This is a genomic window from Streptomyces sp. NPDC051322 (genome assembly GCF_040689485.1).
Classification (GTDB): Bacteria; Actinomycetota; Actinomycetes; order Streptomycetales; family Streptomycetaceae; genus Streptomyces.
On sequence record NZ_JBFBAK010000008.1, the window covers coordinates 172,900 to 187,571 of the forward strand.

The following is a 14,672-nucleotide window of genomic DNA, read 5'->3' on the forward strand; positions in this document are numbered from 1 at the left end:
CTGCCCGTGGGAGCTGTCCGCGGCCTACTGTTGAGGGGTGCGCCTGTCGTGCACGGCTGCGTGGTCTTTTCCAGTCGTGGTGGCATGACAAAGGCCATCGCGTGGCATGGGCACCGCCGGCTGTGAGAGGGACGGGCATGAAACCGACCGAGAGGGCTGCTGCGGGCTCAGGGATGCGCGGTTTCGCGCAGCTCGCCGCACAGTTGCCTGTCTTTCCCCTGGTGGTGGGCGCGGCCGCCGTCGTCCTGACGGGCGGGATGTACCACGCCCTGCAGGCGGGTAGCGCACTGTTTCCGAACGGCGGGACGGGCTGGGCCCTGGCCGTGCTCACCGGCATCATCGTGGGCCATCTGGTCGCGCTCGGCCGCGACCGCTGGTGGGGCGGCACCGGATCCGGCGCAGCTCTCACCCTCGCGGTACTGCTGCTCTACGGCTGGCTGCCCGCCGCTCTGGTCAGCCTGGCCGTGGTGGTACTGGTCGCAGGCGCCCGCAGCCATCGCTGGCGTCAGGGACTGCTGCACGGATCGTCCGACATCCTGGGCATCGGCGCCGCCGCGCTCGTGCTCGCCGCCTTCGGCGAGACGCCGAGTGTGCGCGACCCCTGGCAGCCACTCGACTGGGGGATCGGCGCAGCATGCGTCATCGTGCTGGCCGCCGCCGTCTATCTCGCGGTGTCCAGGCTGCTGCTCCACACCGCGCTCGCGCCGCATGGCGCCGGACTGCCGACGGTCTCCCGCCCTGCCCTGGCCAGACAGGGGCTGGTCGGCGTCGCCCTGCTCGGTATCGCCCCGCTGATCTGTGCGGTGGCGATGACGCTGCCGGTGCTGCTGCCGCTCTTCGCGGTACCCCTGATCGCGCTGGACTCCACCCTGTGGATCGCCAGGGCGCGGGCGGAGGAGCAGTTGCGCGATCCCCTCACCGGCCTGCCCAATCGCCAGTGGCTGCTGGAACGCACCTGGTCAGCCCTGGAGGACGCGGAGCAGGGCGGATTAAGATCCGCGCTGGTCCTGATCGACCTGGACCGGTTCCGCTCGGTCAATGACACGCTGGGCCATCTCGCGGGCGACCGGCTGCTGTTGCAGATTGCGGACCGGCTGCGGCTGGCGCTGCCGCGCGGAGCGGAGGCCGCGCGGCTGGGTGGTGACGAGTTCGCGGTGCTGCTGCCGGTGGCCGATTCGGCGACCAGTGTGATGCGGATCGCCCGCCACCTGGTGGCCGAGCTGGGCTCCCCGCTCGACCTCGACGGACTGACGCTGGTGCTCGAGGCGAGCGCCGGCGTCGCCGTCTTCCCCGACCATGCGCTGGACGCGGAGGGCCTGCTGCGCAGAGCCGACGTGGCGATGTACCAGGCCAAGCGCGACCGCACCGGCGTGGAGGTGTACGAGTACAAGCGCGACTCCAACACCCCCGACCGGCTCGGCCTGCTGGGCGACCTCAGGCGGGCACTCGACGCGGGCGACGTGGAGCTCCATTACCAGCCGAAGGTCAGGTTCGACGGTCAGGTCGCGGGGCTCGAGGCGCTCGTGCGCTGGGTTCATCCGGAGCGCGGCAGCGTCCCCCCGGACGAGTTCATCGCCATCGCCGAGTCGTCCGGGCTGATGCCCCACCTGACGGAGTACGTACTGGAGACGGCGCTCGCCCAGGTCGCGCTCTGGCGTGAGCAGGGACTCAAGGTTCCGGTCGCCGTCAACGTCTCGCCGCGTGATGTCCACACGCCGGGCTTCGCAGGCGCGGTGGCCGCGCGGCTCGCCCGGCACGGGGTACCCCCGGGAGCGCTGCAACTGGAGATAACCGAGCACGTCCTCCTCGAGGACCCGCAGCGAGCCGCCGACACACTGGCCGGCCTCACCGCACACGGGGTGAAGATGTCGCTGGACGACTTCGGCACCGGTTACTCCTCCCTGGTCCACCTGCGCCGGCTGCCGGTAAGCGAACTGAAGATCGATCGGTCGTTCGTGGCCCGGCTCGCCGTCGACAACGAGGACGCCGAGATCGTCCGGTGCACGATCGACCTGGCGCACTCCCTGGGACTGGTCGTGGTGGCCGAGGGTGTGGAGGACGACGAGACCTGGGAGTGCCTGCGCGACCTGCGCTGCGATGCGGTACAGGGCTGGCTGGTGGCCGCCGCGATGCCCCCGCAGGAGGCCACGGCATGGCTGTTGGCGCGCGGCTCGCAGGGGTGGCAGCGGCCTGCGCGCCGCAAGGAGCTCGGGCCGGGTCCGGCACCCGGGCAGGTCGTGCTGCACAGCCGGTCGGAGCCGCTCTCGTAACGCATGCCCCCGAAGCGGGAAGGGGCGGCTAGGGGAACGGGCTCGAGCCCCATAGGATTGGGGGCAAAATCCGCACACTCACCCCTGAGGATCGCTGCATGCCTGGCATTACGCGCGAGGAGGTCGCCCACCTCGCACGGCTGGCACGTCTGGAGCTGAAGGACGAAGAGCTCGACCACTTCGCCGGACAGCTCGACGACATTCTCGGCGCGGTCGCCCGCGTCTCCGAGGTCGCCGACCAAGACGTTCCGCCGACCTCCCACCCGCTGCCGCTGACGAATGTCATGCGCGCGGACGAGGTCCGTCCGTCGCTCACCCCGGAGCAGGCCCTCTCCGGCGCCCCCGCTCAGGAGCAGCAGCGTTTCAAGGTGCCGCAGATCCTGGGGGAGGACTAACCCATGTCGGACAGCAACATCATCAAGCTCACCGCTGCCGAGACCGCCGCCCGGATCGCATCCGGTGAGCTGACGGCCGTCGAGGTCGTCGAGGCCCATCTGGCCCGGATCGAAGCCGTCGACGAGAAGGTCCATGCCTTTCTGCACGTCGACCGCGAGGGAGCGCTCGCGCAGGCGCGCGCCGTCGACGCGAAGCGGGCGAAGGGCGAAAAGCTGGGGCCGCTGGCCGGAGTCCCGCTCGCCCTCAAGGACATCTTCACCACCGAGGGCGTCCCGACGACCGTCGGCTCGAAGATCCTCGAAGGCTGGCTCCCGCCGTACGACGCGACGCTCACCAAGCGCCTCAAGGCCGCCGACGTGGTGATCCTCGGCAAGACCAACATGGACGAGTTCGCCATGGGGTCGTCGACCGAGAACAGCGCCTACGGCCCCACCGGAAACCCGTGGGACCTCACCCGCATCCCCGGCGGCTCCGGTGGCGGATCGAGCGCCGCGCTCGCCTCGTACCAGGCGCCCCTGGCCATCGGTACGGACACCGGCGGCTCGATCCGGCAGCCCGCCGCCGTCACCGGCACCGTCGGCGTCAAGCCCACCTACGGCGCGGTCTCCCGCTACGGCATGGTGGCCTTCTCCTCCTCCCTCGACCAGGGCGGCCCCTGCGCCCGTACGGTCCTCGACACGGCCCTGCTGCACGAGGTCATCGCCGGGCACGACCCGCTCGACTCGACCTCCATCGACGCGCCGGTCCCGCCGGTCGTCGAAGCAGCCCGCAACGGTTCGGTCACCGGACTGCGCGTCGGCGTCGTCAAGCAGTTCCGCGGCGAGGGCTACCAGGCCGGCGTTCTCCAGCGCTTCGACGAGTCGGTCGAGCTGCTGAGGGGCCTCGGCGCCGAGATCGTGGAGCTCGACTGCCCGTCCTTCGACCTGGCGCTCTCCGCGTACTACCTGATCGCGCCGTCCGAGTGCAGTTCCAACCTGGCCCGCTTCGACGCCATGCGGTACGGGCTGCGGGTCGGCGACGACGGTACGAAGTCCGCCGAGGACGTCACCGCGCTCTCCCGCGAGGCGGGCTTCGGCAACGAGGTCAAGCGCCGCATCATCCTCGGTACCTACGCGCTCAGCTCCGGCTACTACGACGCGTACTACGGCAGTGCCCAGAAGGTCCGCACCCTCATCACCCAGGACTTCGAGAAGGCCTTCGAGCAGGTCGACGTGATCGTGTCGCCGACCACGCCCACCACCGCGTTCCCGATCGGCGAGCGTGCCGACGACCCGCTCGCGATGTACCTTGCGGACCTGTGCACCATTCCGACCAACCTGGCCGGCAACGCGGCCATGTCGCTGCCCTGCGGTCTGGCCCCGGAGGACGGTCTCCCGGTCGGTCTGCAGATCATCGCCCCCGCCCTGAAGGACGACCGGCTGTACAAGGTCGGAGCAGCCGTAGAGGCCGCCTTCGTGGAAAAGTGGGGACACCCGCTGCTTGAGGAGGCTCCGTCGTTGTGAGTGCGATGACCAAGAAGGCCAAGAACTTCAAGAAGTCCAAGTCCGGCATCTACCTGTCTCTCGGTACCACCGCCTTCGGCGCCCTCAGCGTCGCCAAGCAGGCGAAGCTCGCGCGCCAGGAGAACGACACGCTCCGGCTGATGGACGCCGCGGTATCGGCGGCGGCGATCGTCACCGGACTTGCGATCCTCTACCGCGAACTGAAGCGCCTGGGCGACGACGACGTCCTGCTGGGCTGAGAGGGAAAGTTTCAACGTGACCGTCACTGAACTTGCGTCGTACGAGGAAGCCCTCACGACGTACGACCCCGTCATGGGCCTCGAAGTCCATGTCGAGCTCGGCACCAGGACCAAGATGTTCTGCGGCTGCTCCACCGAGCTGGGTGCCGAGCCCAACTCGCAGACCTGCCCGACCTGCCTCGGCCTGCCGGGCTCGCTCCCCGTCGTCAACGCGATCGGTGTCGAGTCCGCCGTCAAGATCGGCCTCGCGCTGAACTGCGAGATCGCCGAGTGGTGCCGCTTCGCCCGGAAGAACTACTTCTATCCGGACATGCCGAAGAACTTCCAGACCTCCCAGTACGACGAACCGATCGCCTTCAACGGCTATCTGGACGTCCAGCTGGAGGACGGCGAGGTCTTCCGGGTGCACATCGAGCGCGCCCACATGGAGGAGGACACCGGTAAGTCGCTGCACGTCGGCGGCGCCACCGGCCGTATCCACGGTGCTTCGCACTCGCTGCTCGACTACAACCGTGCCGGTATCCCGCTCATCGAGATCGTCACCAAGCCGATCGAGGGTGCGGGCGAGCGAGCCCCCGAGGTCGCCAAGGCGTACGTCGCCGAGCTGCGGGAGCTCATCAAGGCACTCGGTGTCTCCGAGGCCCGGATGGAACAGGGCCAGATGCGCTGCGACGTGAACCTGTCGCTGCGTCTGCACGGTGTCGAGAAGCTCGGCACCCGCTCCGAGACGAAGAACGTCAACTCGCTGCGGTCGGTGGAGCGCGCCGCCCGCTTCGAGATCCAGCGCCATGCCGCGGTGCTGAACTCCGGCGGAACGATCGTGCAGGAGACCCGGCACTTCCACGAGGAGGACGGCTCCACCACGGCCGGCCGAATCAAGGACAACGCCGAGGACTACCGGTACTTCCCGGAGCCCGACCTGGTCCCCGTCGCGCCCGCGCGCGACTGGGTCGAGGAGCTGCGCGCCGGACTCCCCGAGATGCCGCGCGCGCGCCGCAACAGGCTGCGCGAGGAGTGGGGCGTCTCCGAGTTCGACATGCAGTCGATCCTCAACGCCGGTGCGATCGAACCGATCGTCGCCACGATCAAGGCCGGTGCCCCCGCCGACCAGGCCCGCAAGTGGTGGATGGGCGAACTGGCCCGCAACGCCAACGAGTCGGGCCGCGAGCTCGCCGCGCTGCCGATCACACCCGAGCAGGTCGCCCGGGTGTCCGCGCTCGTCGCGTCCGGGGACCTCAACGACAAGCTGGCCCGTCAGGTCATCGACGGCGTGCTCGCCGGTGAGGGCGGTCCTGACGAGGTCGTCGAGAAGCGCGGCCTGAAGGTCGTCTCCGACGACAGTGCGCTCGGCGCCGCCGTGGACGAGGCGATCGCCTCCAACGCGGCGATCGCCGACAAGATCCGCAGCGGGAAGGTGGCTGCGGCCGGGGCGCTGGTCGGAGCCGTCATGAAGGCCACCCGCGGTCAGGCGGACGCGGCGCGCGTCCGGGAGCTGATCCTGCAGAAGCTCAGCGCTGAGGGCTGACGTGAGGGGTTCACTGCGCGGGGCTCCGTCCCGGACCCCGCTCCTCGGACGCCGGAGTGGCTCGGTTTTTCAGCCGCTCCGGCGTCCGGGCCCCCGGCTGGAAGCTCGGAGCCACGGGAGAAGGTCCGCCGCAGCCGCGCCGCCCCTACCGGCCCGCCCCACCCCGGAGCACCCCCTGAACACCGCCCCCGCCGAGGTTCTCTCCGCAGCCCTGCTCCTCGGGGTCATCGCCTTCGCAGTCGCCCGCCCACGGGGCCGACCGGAAGCCGCTGCGGCAATCCCCGCAGCCGCGCTCGTGGTCGCGCTCGGTGCCCTCCCGCCCTCCGAGGCGTGGCAGCAGACCCGCACCCTGTTGCCGGTCGTCGGGTTCCTGGCGGCCGTGCTCATGCTCTCCCAGCTCTGCGCCGACGACGGACTGTTCGCCGCGGCGGGCGACTTCGTCGCGCGGTTCTGCGGCGGGCGGCCGGTCCGGCTGCTCGGTGGGGTGTTCGGTGTGGCCGCGGTCGTCACCGCCGTGCTCAGCCTGGACGCCACGGTGGTGCTGCTCACCCCGGTGATCTTCGCGACGGCCGCGCGGGTCGGCGCCCGCCCACGACCGCACGTGTACGCCTGCGCCCATCTCGCGAACTCCGCCTCGTTGTTGCTGCCGGTCTCCAACCTCACCAACCTGCTGGCGTTCGCCGCGAGCGGGCTGAGCTTCACCCGGTTCGCCGGGCTGATGGCGCTGCCCTGGCTGGCTGCCATCGCGGTCGAGTACGCGGTGTTCCGCCGTTTCTTCGCCGCCGATCTGGCCGCGGGCGCACACCCACCCGTGGAGGGGAGGCGGACCGCGCTGCCGAAGTTCACCGTGGGGGTGGTGGGGGTCACGCTGGCCGGTTTCGTCCTCACCTCGTTCGCGGGCGTCGAACCGGTCTGGGCCGCGCTCGCCGGGACACTGGTGCTGGGCGGCCGTGCGCTCCTGCGCAAACGGACCACGGTGACGGCCCTGGTGCGCGATGCCAACCCGTTGTTCTGCCTCTTCGTGCTGGCACTCGGCGTGGTGGTCAAGGCAGTCGTCGACAACGGGCTCGGGAACGGCATCGGGCAGCTGCTGCCGGGCGGTGGCTCGCTGCCGGCGCTTCTCGCGGTGGCCGCGGTGGCCGCCGTACTGGCCAACGCGATCAACAATCTGCCGGCGATCCTGGCGCTGCTGCCCGTCGTCGGGCCCGCTGGTCCGGGGCCGGTGCTCGCCGCGCTGATCGGCGTGAATCTGGGCCCCAACCTGACCTATGTCGGGTCGCTCGCCACCCTGCTGTGGCGCCGGATCATGAACGAGCACGGCAACGAGCCGGAGCTCGCCACGTTCTCCCGGATCGGCCTGCTGACCGTACCGGTGACGCTGGCCGTCTCCACGGTGGCGCTGTGGGGAGCCCTGTACGCCGGGTGAACCGGCGCCGGTCGGCGGGCCGTTCAGCGCGCCCGGAGGTCGGCGCGCAGTTGCTCCATCTCGCGTCGGTCCCGCTTGGTGGGCCGTCCCGCTCCCCGGTCGCGGACCGGGATGTCGACAGTGGCCTCGCGCGGCGGGGGCGGCGGGCTGTGGTCGGCGTAGCACTCCGCGGCGACCGGCGGGCCGACCCTCTTGCGTACCAGCCGGGACACCTCGACGATCCTTTCCCGGCCCGCGTGGAACAGCCGGACCTCGTCGCCCGTCTGCACCGCGTGAGCCGGCTTCACCCGCTCGCCGTTGAGCCGGGCGTGTCCCGCACGGCACGCCGCAGCGGCCTGCGAACGGGTCTTGGTGAGCCGCACCGACCAGATCCAGGTGTCGAGCCGTACGGTCCCCTCTTCTGCAGCCATGCCTCGACCCTACGGCCGCTCGTGCCGCTGTGACGAGGACCGCGGTGACGATGTGCCGCTGTGAGACGTACCGCTGTGACCAACCCCATGAAAGGGTCTATTGATCTCCAATTGATGTCATAGTGATGCGTCGCAGGCCATGTGCTCTTTACGGGCTATCCCCGGTAAAGGTCCACGAACCACCAGGGAGCAGTCCGTTGGCAGCCATCGCTCGCTGGTGTGTCAAGCACCGCCTCCTTGCCGTTCTCCTCTGGCTTGTCTCCCTGGCCGGCACCGCGACCGCTGCCGGCATCGCCGGATCCGCGTACACGAACAACTACGACGTGCCCGGGACCGAAGCGGGCCGGGCCGCCGACCTGCTCCACGAAGGCTTCCACGGCAAGGGCGGCGACACCGACACCATCGTCTGGCACACCGACCGCGGCAGCGTCCGCGCACCGGACGTCGAGCAGCGGATGACGCAGACCCTCAACCGGATCGACGACCTCCCGGGGATCGCCTCCGTCGGCGCGTCGCACATCAGCGAGAACGGGCACACTGCCTACGCCGCGATCACCTTCCGCGCGGAGACCGACGACATCCCGGTGGCCCAGGTCAAGGCCGTCGTCGACACCGCGAAGTCGGCGCAGGCTCGCGGGCTGCAGGTCGAACTCGGCGGCAGCGCGATCGCCCTGACCCAGACCACCAGCGCGCACACCAGCGAGATCGTCGGGGTGGCGGTGGCCGCCGCTGTGCTCTTCGTGGCGTTCGGCACCCTGGCCGCCAGCCTGCTGCCCATTGCCACCGCCCTGGTCAGCGTCGGTACGGCCTACGCGGGGATCGAGCTCCTCGGACACGCCATGACGGTCGCCGACTTCGCCCCGATGCTCGGCATGCTGATCGGGCTCGGCGTCGGGATCGACTACGCGCTGTTCATCGTGACCCGACACCGCAAGGGACTGCGCAGCGGGCTCTCGGTCACCGAAGCGGCCACGGAGGCGGTCCGCACCACCGGACGGGCGGTGGTGTTCGCCGGCGCGACCGTCTGCATCGCGCTCCTCGGCATGCTGATACTGCGACTGAGTTTCCTCAACGGTGTTGCCATCGCCGCGTCGCTGACAGTGATGCTGACGGTGGCCGCCTCGGTCACCATGCTGCCCGCTCTGCTGTCGTTCATCGGTACCCGGGCGCTGAGCCGCCGGGAGCGCCGGTCGCTCGCCGAACGCGGCCCGCAGCCGGAGCTGCCCACCGGTCCGGCCGCCCGCTGGTCGGCTTTCGTGGAACGGCACCCGAAGCTGCTCGGTTCGGTGGCCGCGACCATGATGCTGCTGCTCGCTCTGCCCACCTTCGGCCTCCACCTGGGCACGTCCGACCAGGGCAACGATGCGGCAGGCTCGACCACACGGCAGGCCTACGAGCTGCTTGCCAAGGGATTCGGGCCCGGCGCCAACGGTCCGCTCACCGTGGTGGCTCGGCTCGACGGTGCCGGCGATCGGCTCGCCCTCGACGCGCTCCCGGCGCAGTTGCGGGCCACCGCGGATGTGTCGTCGGTCAGTGCGATCACGTACAACGGCAGTGGCGACACGGCCGTCATCACCGTCGTACCCGACTCCGCACCGCAGTCGCAGAAGACCAGCGACCTCGTCGACCGGCTGCGCAGTGAAGTCCTGCCGCAGGCCGAGGACCGCACCACGCTCGACATTCACGTCGGCGGAGTCACTGCGGGCTACGACGACTTCGCCCGGGTCATCGTCGGGAAGCTGCCGCTCTTTATCGGCGTGGTCATCGGTTTCGGCTGCCTGCTCCTGCTGGTGGCCTTCCGGTCCGTCGGTATCCCGCTCAAGGCGGCAGGGATGAATGTGGCGGCCGTGGCCGCCGCCTTCGGAGTCGTGGTCGCCGTCTTCCAGTGGGGGTGGGGGAGCGAACTGCTCGGACTCGGCAGCGCCGGCCCGATCGAGCCCTTCCTCCCCGTCATCATGGTGTCGGTGCTCTTCGGGCTCTCCATGGACTATCAGGTGTTCCTGGTCAGCCGGATGTACGAGGAATGGCTCGAGACCGGGGACAACCGGCGGGCCGTACGTGTCGGCCTCGCCGAAACCAGCCGGGTGATCAACTCGGCGGCCGTCATCATGATCTCCGTCTTCCTCGCCTTCGTCCTCAGCGGCGACCGGGTCATCGCCATGTTCGGCATCGCACTCGCCGCAGCGGTCGGTCTCGACGCCTTCGTGCTGCGTACCCTGCTGGTCCCCGCCCTGATGCATCTGCTGGGCGGCGCCAACTGGTGGCTGCCCGGCTGGCTCGACCGCCGTCTGCCGCGCATCAGCATCGAGCCTCCGGTGCCCGCCGCCCATGCGAAGATCCCTGCACAGAATGCCGCCGTGCCGGAGGAGACGTATGTACGCGATATCGCTGGGTGACGGCGCGGAGCTGCGTCCGCTGGAGCCCTGGCAGGCTGAGGAGTACCTGGCACACATCGACCGCGGACGGGAGTACATCGGCCGGTACATCGCGATGGCCGACTTCTGCACCGACCTCGATTCGGCCCGCGCCTTCCTCCAGTCGTACGCGGAGAAGCAGGCCGCCGACACGGGCCGGATCTACGGCATCCGGCTGGACGACACCCTCGTCGGCGGGGTGCTCTTTCCGCGCTTCGACGCGGCCACCGGCGCCTGCGAGGTCGGCTGCTGGCTCGAGCCCGCGGGTACCGGCCGCGGCCTGGTCACCCGCGCCGTACGGGTGCTGATCGACTGGGCGGTGGACGCGCGGGGCATGCACCGCGTGGAGTGGCGGGCGGCCGCCGCGAACACCGGAAGCATCAGCGTCGCCCGCCGGCTCGGCATGACCCACGAGGGAACGCTGCGGGAGAGCTACCCGTACCGGGGGATACGGCACGACATGCAGGTCTGGGCGGTCCTGGCGCCCGAGTGGAAGGCGCACAGAAAGCATTAAGGGCGCTCTCAGAAAGCCCCCCTAGCGTGCGCCGTATGAACGCCACCACCAAGTCCGACACGACCGACGACTCCACCACCGACGCGGACACCGACATGAACGCGGACGCCGACATGAACGCGGACGAAGCGGCTGCCGAGGCAGCAGCCGAAGACGCGGAAGCGGAGGCGGACATCCACGGCGGCGACCGATCCGGGATCGGGGCGGGCGCGGCTGCCGTGGTCGCGGCAGCGCTCGGTTTCGTAGCCCTCAGCGGCAGCTGGATGGGCAAGGTGCTCTCCGAGCGCGAAACCCTGACCGGCCAGCTGAAACTGCCCCAGGGGGCTTCCACCTCCCAGCAGATCCACGAGGTCTACGGCGACTCCTGGCACACCACCGCCCTGATCAACGGCGGCTTCGCCCTGCTGGCCCTGATCGTCGGCCTGGTCGTGCTGGCGGTGCCGTACTTCGGCACGCCCGGCAGGACTCAGGCGGTCTGGGTACGCGCCGTCGCGTTGGGCGCCGTTGCCATCGCCGTCATCGGCCTGCTGATCTCCCTCGGCATGTACTTCGACCTGTTCGCTTCCCTGCCCAGCGCACCCGCCGCCGCGTCGACGGCGACGCAGTAGGGCCGACCGGGGGGGCCCTGGGCCGTACTCTTACGTCACCTCCAGCTGGAGGATCCGGTCGTCACCTGGGCCCGGGGTCCCGCGGGAATCCGTCTCGCTGGTGACCAGCCACAGCCTGTTTCCGCCTGCGGGGACCACTGTGCGAAGCCGTCCGTACTTGCCCTGCAGGAACGCCTGCGGCTTCGCGGACGGCTTGGCACCGTTCAGCGGGATCCGCCACAGGCGCTCACCACGGAGCGCAGCCATCCAGATCGAGCCCTCGGCATAGGCGATGCCGCTGGGAGAGGCCTCCGAGGTGCTCCACTGCTCCACCGGATCGACGAAGCCCGCCTTGCCCTGCTTGCCTTCCACGATGGGCCAGCCGTAGTTCTTGCCGGGCTTGATGAGATTCAGCTCGTCCCAGGTGTCCTGGCCGAATTCGTCGGCCCACAGACGGCCGTCCTTGTCCCAGGCCAGGCCCTGCACATTGCGATGCCCGTAGCTGTAGACGACGGAACCCGCCCACGGGTTGCCGTGGGCCGGCCGGCCGTCCGGCGTCATCCGGAGAATCTTTCCGCCCAGCGACTTCTTGTTCTGGGCCATGCCGCGCTCGCCGGTCTCACCCGTCCCCACGTAAAGCATCTTGTCGGGGCCGAAAGCGATCCGCCCGCCGTTGTGGATCGTGCCCTTGGGAATGCTCTTGAAAATGGTGTCGGGCGCCCCCAGCTGCCGCCCGGCGGGCTGCTTCTCGTCATAGAGCATCCGTGCTATCCGGTTGTCGGACGCGGTGGTGAAGTACGCATAGACCAGATGGTCCGTGCCGTACGACGGGGAGAGCGCGATCCCGAGCAGCCCGCCCTCACCGCCCGGAGCCACCCCGGCCACCTTCCCCAGCAGGGTCTTCCTGCCGTTCTTCGCGTCGATCCGGGTGATCGTCCCGGTGTCCCGGGAGGAGACCAGCAGATCGCCCTCGGGGAGCACCGCGACCCCCCAGGGGGAGGTGAGCCCGGTGGTCAGGGTAGAGACGACCTTCACCGAACCCTTGGCCGGCGGCACGTCGGGCGTCGGCGCTGCGGCTGCGGCCGAGGAGGAGCGCGCGCCCGGACTACGGGCGGCGGCAGACTGCCCCCCGCCGTCTCCTGAGGAGCACCCGGCCACCGATACCAGCACGGCTACGGCCAACACCGCTGTCACAGACGGACGTTTCACGGCCTTGTTCCCTTCGACGACGGCACAGCTACTTCTCTTACACCGCGGCTCCGCCGAAGGTTCCCACCCGGCTGTCCGGCCGGATCGTCACTGTCCGCACCGGGTCACTCCCACGAGCCCCGGGCGGGCGGCAGTTCAGCGATCTCCTTAAGATCCTGGGCCGTCATCACCAGATCCGCAGCGCGGGCGTTCTCCGTCGCCCATTTTTCCTGCTTCGCACCCGCCACCGGCACCACCTGAGGACCCCTGCTCAGCACCCAGGCCAGAGCCACCTGGGCGGGTGTCGCCCCGTGCCGCTCGGCGATCCGCCGGAGTCCCGCCACCACCGGTTGGTTGGCCGCCATCATCTCGGCCGTGAACCGGGGGTGTCTGGCTCGCATGTCATCGGGCTCGAAGCCCTGCCCCGGCGTGAGCGTGCCGGTGAGGAAGCCGTTGCCCAAGGGCATCGCGGCCAGGAATCCGATCCCGCGCGCCCGGCACCACGGCAGCAGTGTGTCCAGCGCCTCCGGCGACCATACGGACAGCTCGGCCTCCACCGCACTCACCGGGAACACCTGCTGGACCCGCTCCAGCTGCCGCACGGTCGCGTCGTGCAGCCGCGCGCCGGAGCGTCGTGACGCGCGCGCCCCCACCGCACAGAATCCCAGTGCCCGCACCTTGCCGGCGGACACCAGATCGGCCATCGCACCCCAGGTCTCCTCCACCGGTACCTCCGGGTCCGCGCGGTGCAACTGGTAGAGGTCGATCACATCCGTCTGCAGCCGTCGCAGTGATGCGTCACACGCCCTCCGTATGTAACCGGGCCGGCCGTTGGCGACGATGTGCTGCTCGCCCGCGAGCAGACCGCACTTGGTGGACAGGAAGGCTTCTGCCCGCCGTTCCTTCAGGACCCGCCCGAGCAGCAGCTCGTTCGTGAAGGGGCCGTACATGTCGGCCGTGTCGAGCAGGGTCGAGCCGGCGTCGAGGGCGGCGTGCACGGTACGCAGCGAACGTTCCCCCCGCTGCTGCGAGCCGGTGTACGCCCAGCTCATCGGCATGCAGCCGAGCCCGATCGCGCCCACTTCGAGCGCTGCCGCCCCGATTGTCCTGCGCTCCACCTGGCCGGATCCTCCCTCTTCGCGTCCCTCAAACTAACCTCCTGCTCATGACTGCTGATGTGTGGCTCCCCATCCCGCCCGACGAGATCGCCGGGCTCCCCGAAGGACCGCGTTACCTGTTCTGGGACGGCGGCGACGAGTACCCCGCCGACCCCGCGGACTGCGACTACTACGTGGTGCCCTACATGAAGGGCATGAAGGTCGCGTTGCGCCCACTCGCGGCGATGACGTCGCTGCGTGTCGTGCAGACCCTCTCCGCCGGAACCGACCACGTGCAGCCCGGACTTGACGACCTGCACCCGGGCGTGCAGCTCTGCAACGCCCGCGGAGTCCATGAGGCGTCGACCGCCGAACTGGCGCTGGCCCTGATTCTCGCCTCGCTGCGCGGCATCCCCGATTTCGTGGCGGGCCAGCAACAGGAGGAGTGGCGCTCCGGGTTCCGCCCCGCGCTCGCCGACCGGAACGTACTGATCGTCGGATACGGCTCGATCGGCTCCGCCATCGAGGACCGGCTCGTTCCGTTCGAGTGCGCGCGGGTGACACGCGTCGCGCGCTCGGCGCGCACAGCGGAGCGCGGGCCAGTGCACGCATTCACCGATCTGCCCGCACTGCTTTCGGACGCCGATGTGGTCGTCATCTCCACGCCGCTCACCGAGGATACGAAGGGCCTGGTGAGCACCGGATTCCTGGCCGGGATGAAGGATGGCGCGCTGTTGGTGAACGTCGCGCGCGGTGCCGTCGTCGACACCAAGGCGCTTCTCGTCGAACTCGAGTCCGGGCGGCTATGTGCGGCACTCGATGTCACCGACCCCGAACCGCTCCCGGCGGGGCACCCGTTGTGGCACGCTCCCGGCTGCCTCATCAGCCCTCATGTCGGTGGACCGACGTCCGCGTTCCTGCCGCGAGCCAAGCGACTGCTGTCCGCGCAACTCACCCGATTCGCCGCCGGAGAACCACTGGAGAACGTCGTCCTGACCACCGAATAGCCTGCACATCAGGGGCCTTTGCCCGCTTCTGGAGAACCGAACGTCGACCATCCACTGCCGTCACGCAGCGTAGAGAGGGTATGTCCCTGAGTGACGA

General features: G+C 69.8%; 13 protein-coding genes. 10 read left to right on the forward strand and 3 right to left on the reverse strand.

Going from position 1 to position 14,672, the window contains the following annotated elements:
• Nucleotides 1–137 precede the first annotated feature (137 nt).
• The 6 genes from AB0436_RS20075 (at nucleotide 138) to AB0436_RS20100 (ending at nucleotide 7,358) form a co-directional block, all read left to right on the forward strand.
• Nucleotides 138–2,270: a bifunctional diguanylate cyclase/phosphodiesterase gene (locus AB0436_RS20075; RefSeq protein ID WP_366469257.1), complete on the forward strand. Its 2,133-nt coding sequence runs from the start codon at nucleotides 138–140 to the stop codon at nucleotides 2,268–2,270.
• 98 nt (nucleotides 2,271–2,368) lie between these two features.
• A complete protein-coding gene (gene gatC / locus AB0436_RS20080; RefSeq protein ID WP_282511819.1) occupies nucleotides 2,369–2,665 on the forward strand; it encodes an Asp-tRNA(Asn)/Glu-tRNA(Gln) amidotransferase subunit GatC in 297 nt (98 codons plus the stop codon).
• Between the two features lie 3 nt (nucleotides 2,666–2,668).
• Entirely contained in the window at nucleotides 2,669–4,168 is a 1,500-nt protein-coding gene (gene gatA, locus AB0436_RS20085; RefSeq protein WP_366469258.1) for an Asp-tRNA(Asn)/Glu-tRNA(Gln) amidotransferase subunit GatA, read from the forward strand.
• Nucleotides 4,169–4,173: 5 nt separating this feature from the next.
• Entirely contained in the window at nucleotides 4,174–4,407 is a 234-nt protein-coding gene (locus tag AB0436_RS20090) for a hypothetical protein (RefSeq protein ID WP_365849849.1), read from the forward strand.
• 16 nt (nucleotides 4,408–4,423) lie between these two features.
• Nucleotides 4,424–5,932: an Asp-tRNA(Asn)/Glu-tRNA(Gln) amidotransferase subunit GatB gene (gene gatB / locus AB0436_RS20095; RefSeq protein WP_366469259.1), complete on the forward strand. Its 1,509-nt coding sequence runs from the start codon at nucleotides 4,424–4,426 to the stop codon at nucleotides 5,930–5,932.
• A 175-nt stretch (nucleotides 5,933–6,107) separates the two neighbouring features.
• Nucleotides 6,108–7,358 (forward strand): SLC13 family permease, encoded by a 1,251-nt coding sequence (locus AB0436_RS20100; protein WP_366469434.1) that lies wholly within the window; start codon nucleotides 6,108–6,110, stop codon nucleotides 7,356–7,358.
• Between the two features lie 23 nt (nucleotides 7,359–7,381).
• Here AB0436_RS20100 and AB0436_RS20105 read toward each other — a convergent pair whose 3' ends face one another.
• Nucleotides 7,382–7,768 carry a S4 domain-containing protein gene (locus AB0436_RS20105; RefSeq protein ID WP_366469260.1) on the reverse strand — a complete coding sequence of 129 codons (387 nt, stop codon included), beginning with the start codon at nucleotides 7,766–7,768 and terminating at the stop codon, nucleotides 7,382–7,384.
• 197 nt (nucleotides 7,769–7,965) lie between these two features.
• Here AB0436_RS20105 and AB0436_RS20110 point away from each other — a divergent pair, with 197 nt between their 5' ends.
• The 3 genes from AB0436_RS20110 to AB0436_RS20120 are packed head-to-tail and all read left to right on the forward strand — an operon-like array spanning nucleotide 7,966 to nucleotide 11,304.
• A complete protein-coding gene (locus AB0436_RS20110; protein WP_366469261.1) occupies nucleotides 7,966–10,164 on the forward strand; it encodes an MMPL family transporter in 2,199 nt (732 codons plus the stop codon).
• The gene (locus tag AB0436_RS20115) at nucleotides 10,142–10,696 is read left to right on the forward strand and encodes a GNAT family protein (RefSeq protein ID WP_366469262.1); all 555 of its coding nucleotides are present in this window, start codon (nucleotides 10,142–10,144) and stop codon (nucleotides 10,694–10,696) included. Before AB0436_RS20110 ends, AB0436_RS20115 begins: the two co-directional genes overlap by 23 nt.
• A 35-nt stretch (nucleotides 10,697–10,731) precedes the next feature.
• Nucleotides 10,732–11,304: a hypothetical protein gene (locus AB0436_RS20120; RefSeq protein WP_366469263.1), complete on the forward strand. Its 573-nt coding sequence runs from the start codon at nucleotides 10,732–10,734 to the stop codon at nucleotides 11,302–11,304.
• Between the two features lie 30 nt (nucleotides 11,305–11,334).
• Here AB0436_RS20120 and AB0436_RS20125 read toward each other — a convergent pair whose 3' ends face one another.
• Together AB0436_RS20125 and AB0436_RS20130 are read right to left on the reverse strand one after the other, a co-directional pair.
• Nucleotides 11,335–12,477: a PQQ-dependent sugar dehydrogenase gene (locus AB0436_RS20125; RefSeq protein WP_366469435.1), complete on the reverse strand. Its 1,143-nt coding sequence runs from the start codon at nucleotides 12,475–12,477 to the stop codon at nucleotides 11,335–11,337.
• Nucleotides 12,478–12,596: 119 nt separating this feature from the next.
• Nucleotides 12,597–13,589, reverse strand: a complete 993-nt coding sequence (locus tag AB0436_RS20130; RefSeq protein WP_366469264.1) for an aldo/keto reductase — start codon at nucleotides 13,587–13,589, stop codon at nucleotides 12,597–12,599.
• 47 nt (nucleotides 13,590–13,636) lie between these two features.
• Here AB0436_RS20130 and AB0436_RS20135 point away from each other — a divergent pair, with 47 nt between their 5' ends.
• Nucleotides 13,637–14,575 carry a 2-hydroxyacid dehydrogenase gene (locus AB0436_RS20135; protein WP_366469265.1) on the forward strand — a complete coding sequence of 313 codons (939 nt, stop codon included), beginning with the start codon at nucleotides 13,637–13,639 and terminating at the stop codon, nucleotides 14,573–14,575.
• The last annotated feature ends 97 nt before the right edge of the window (nucleotides 14,576–14,672 follow it).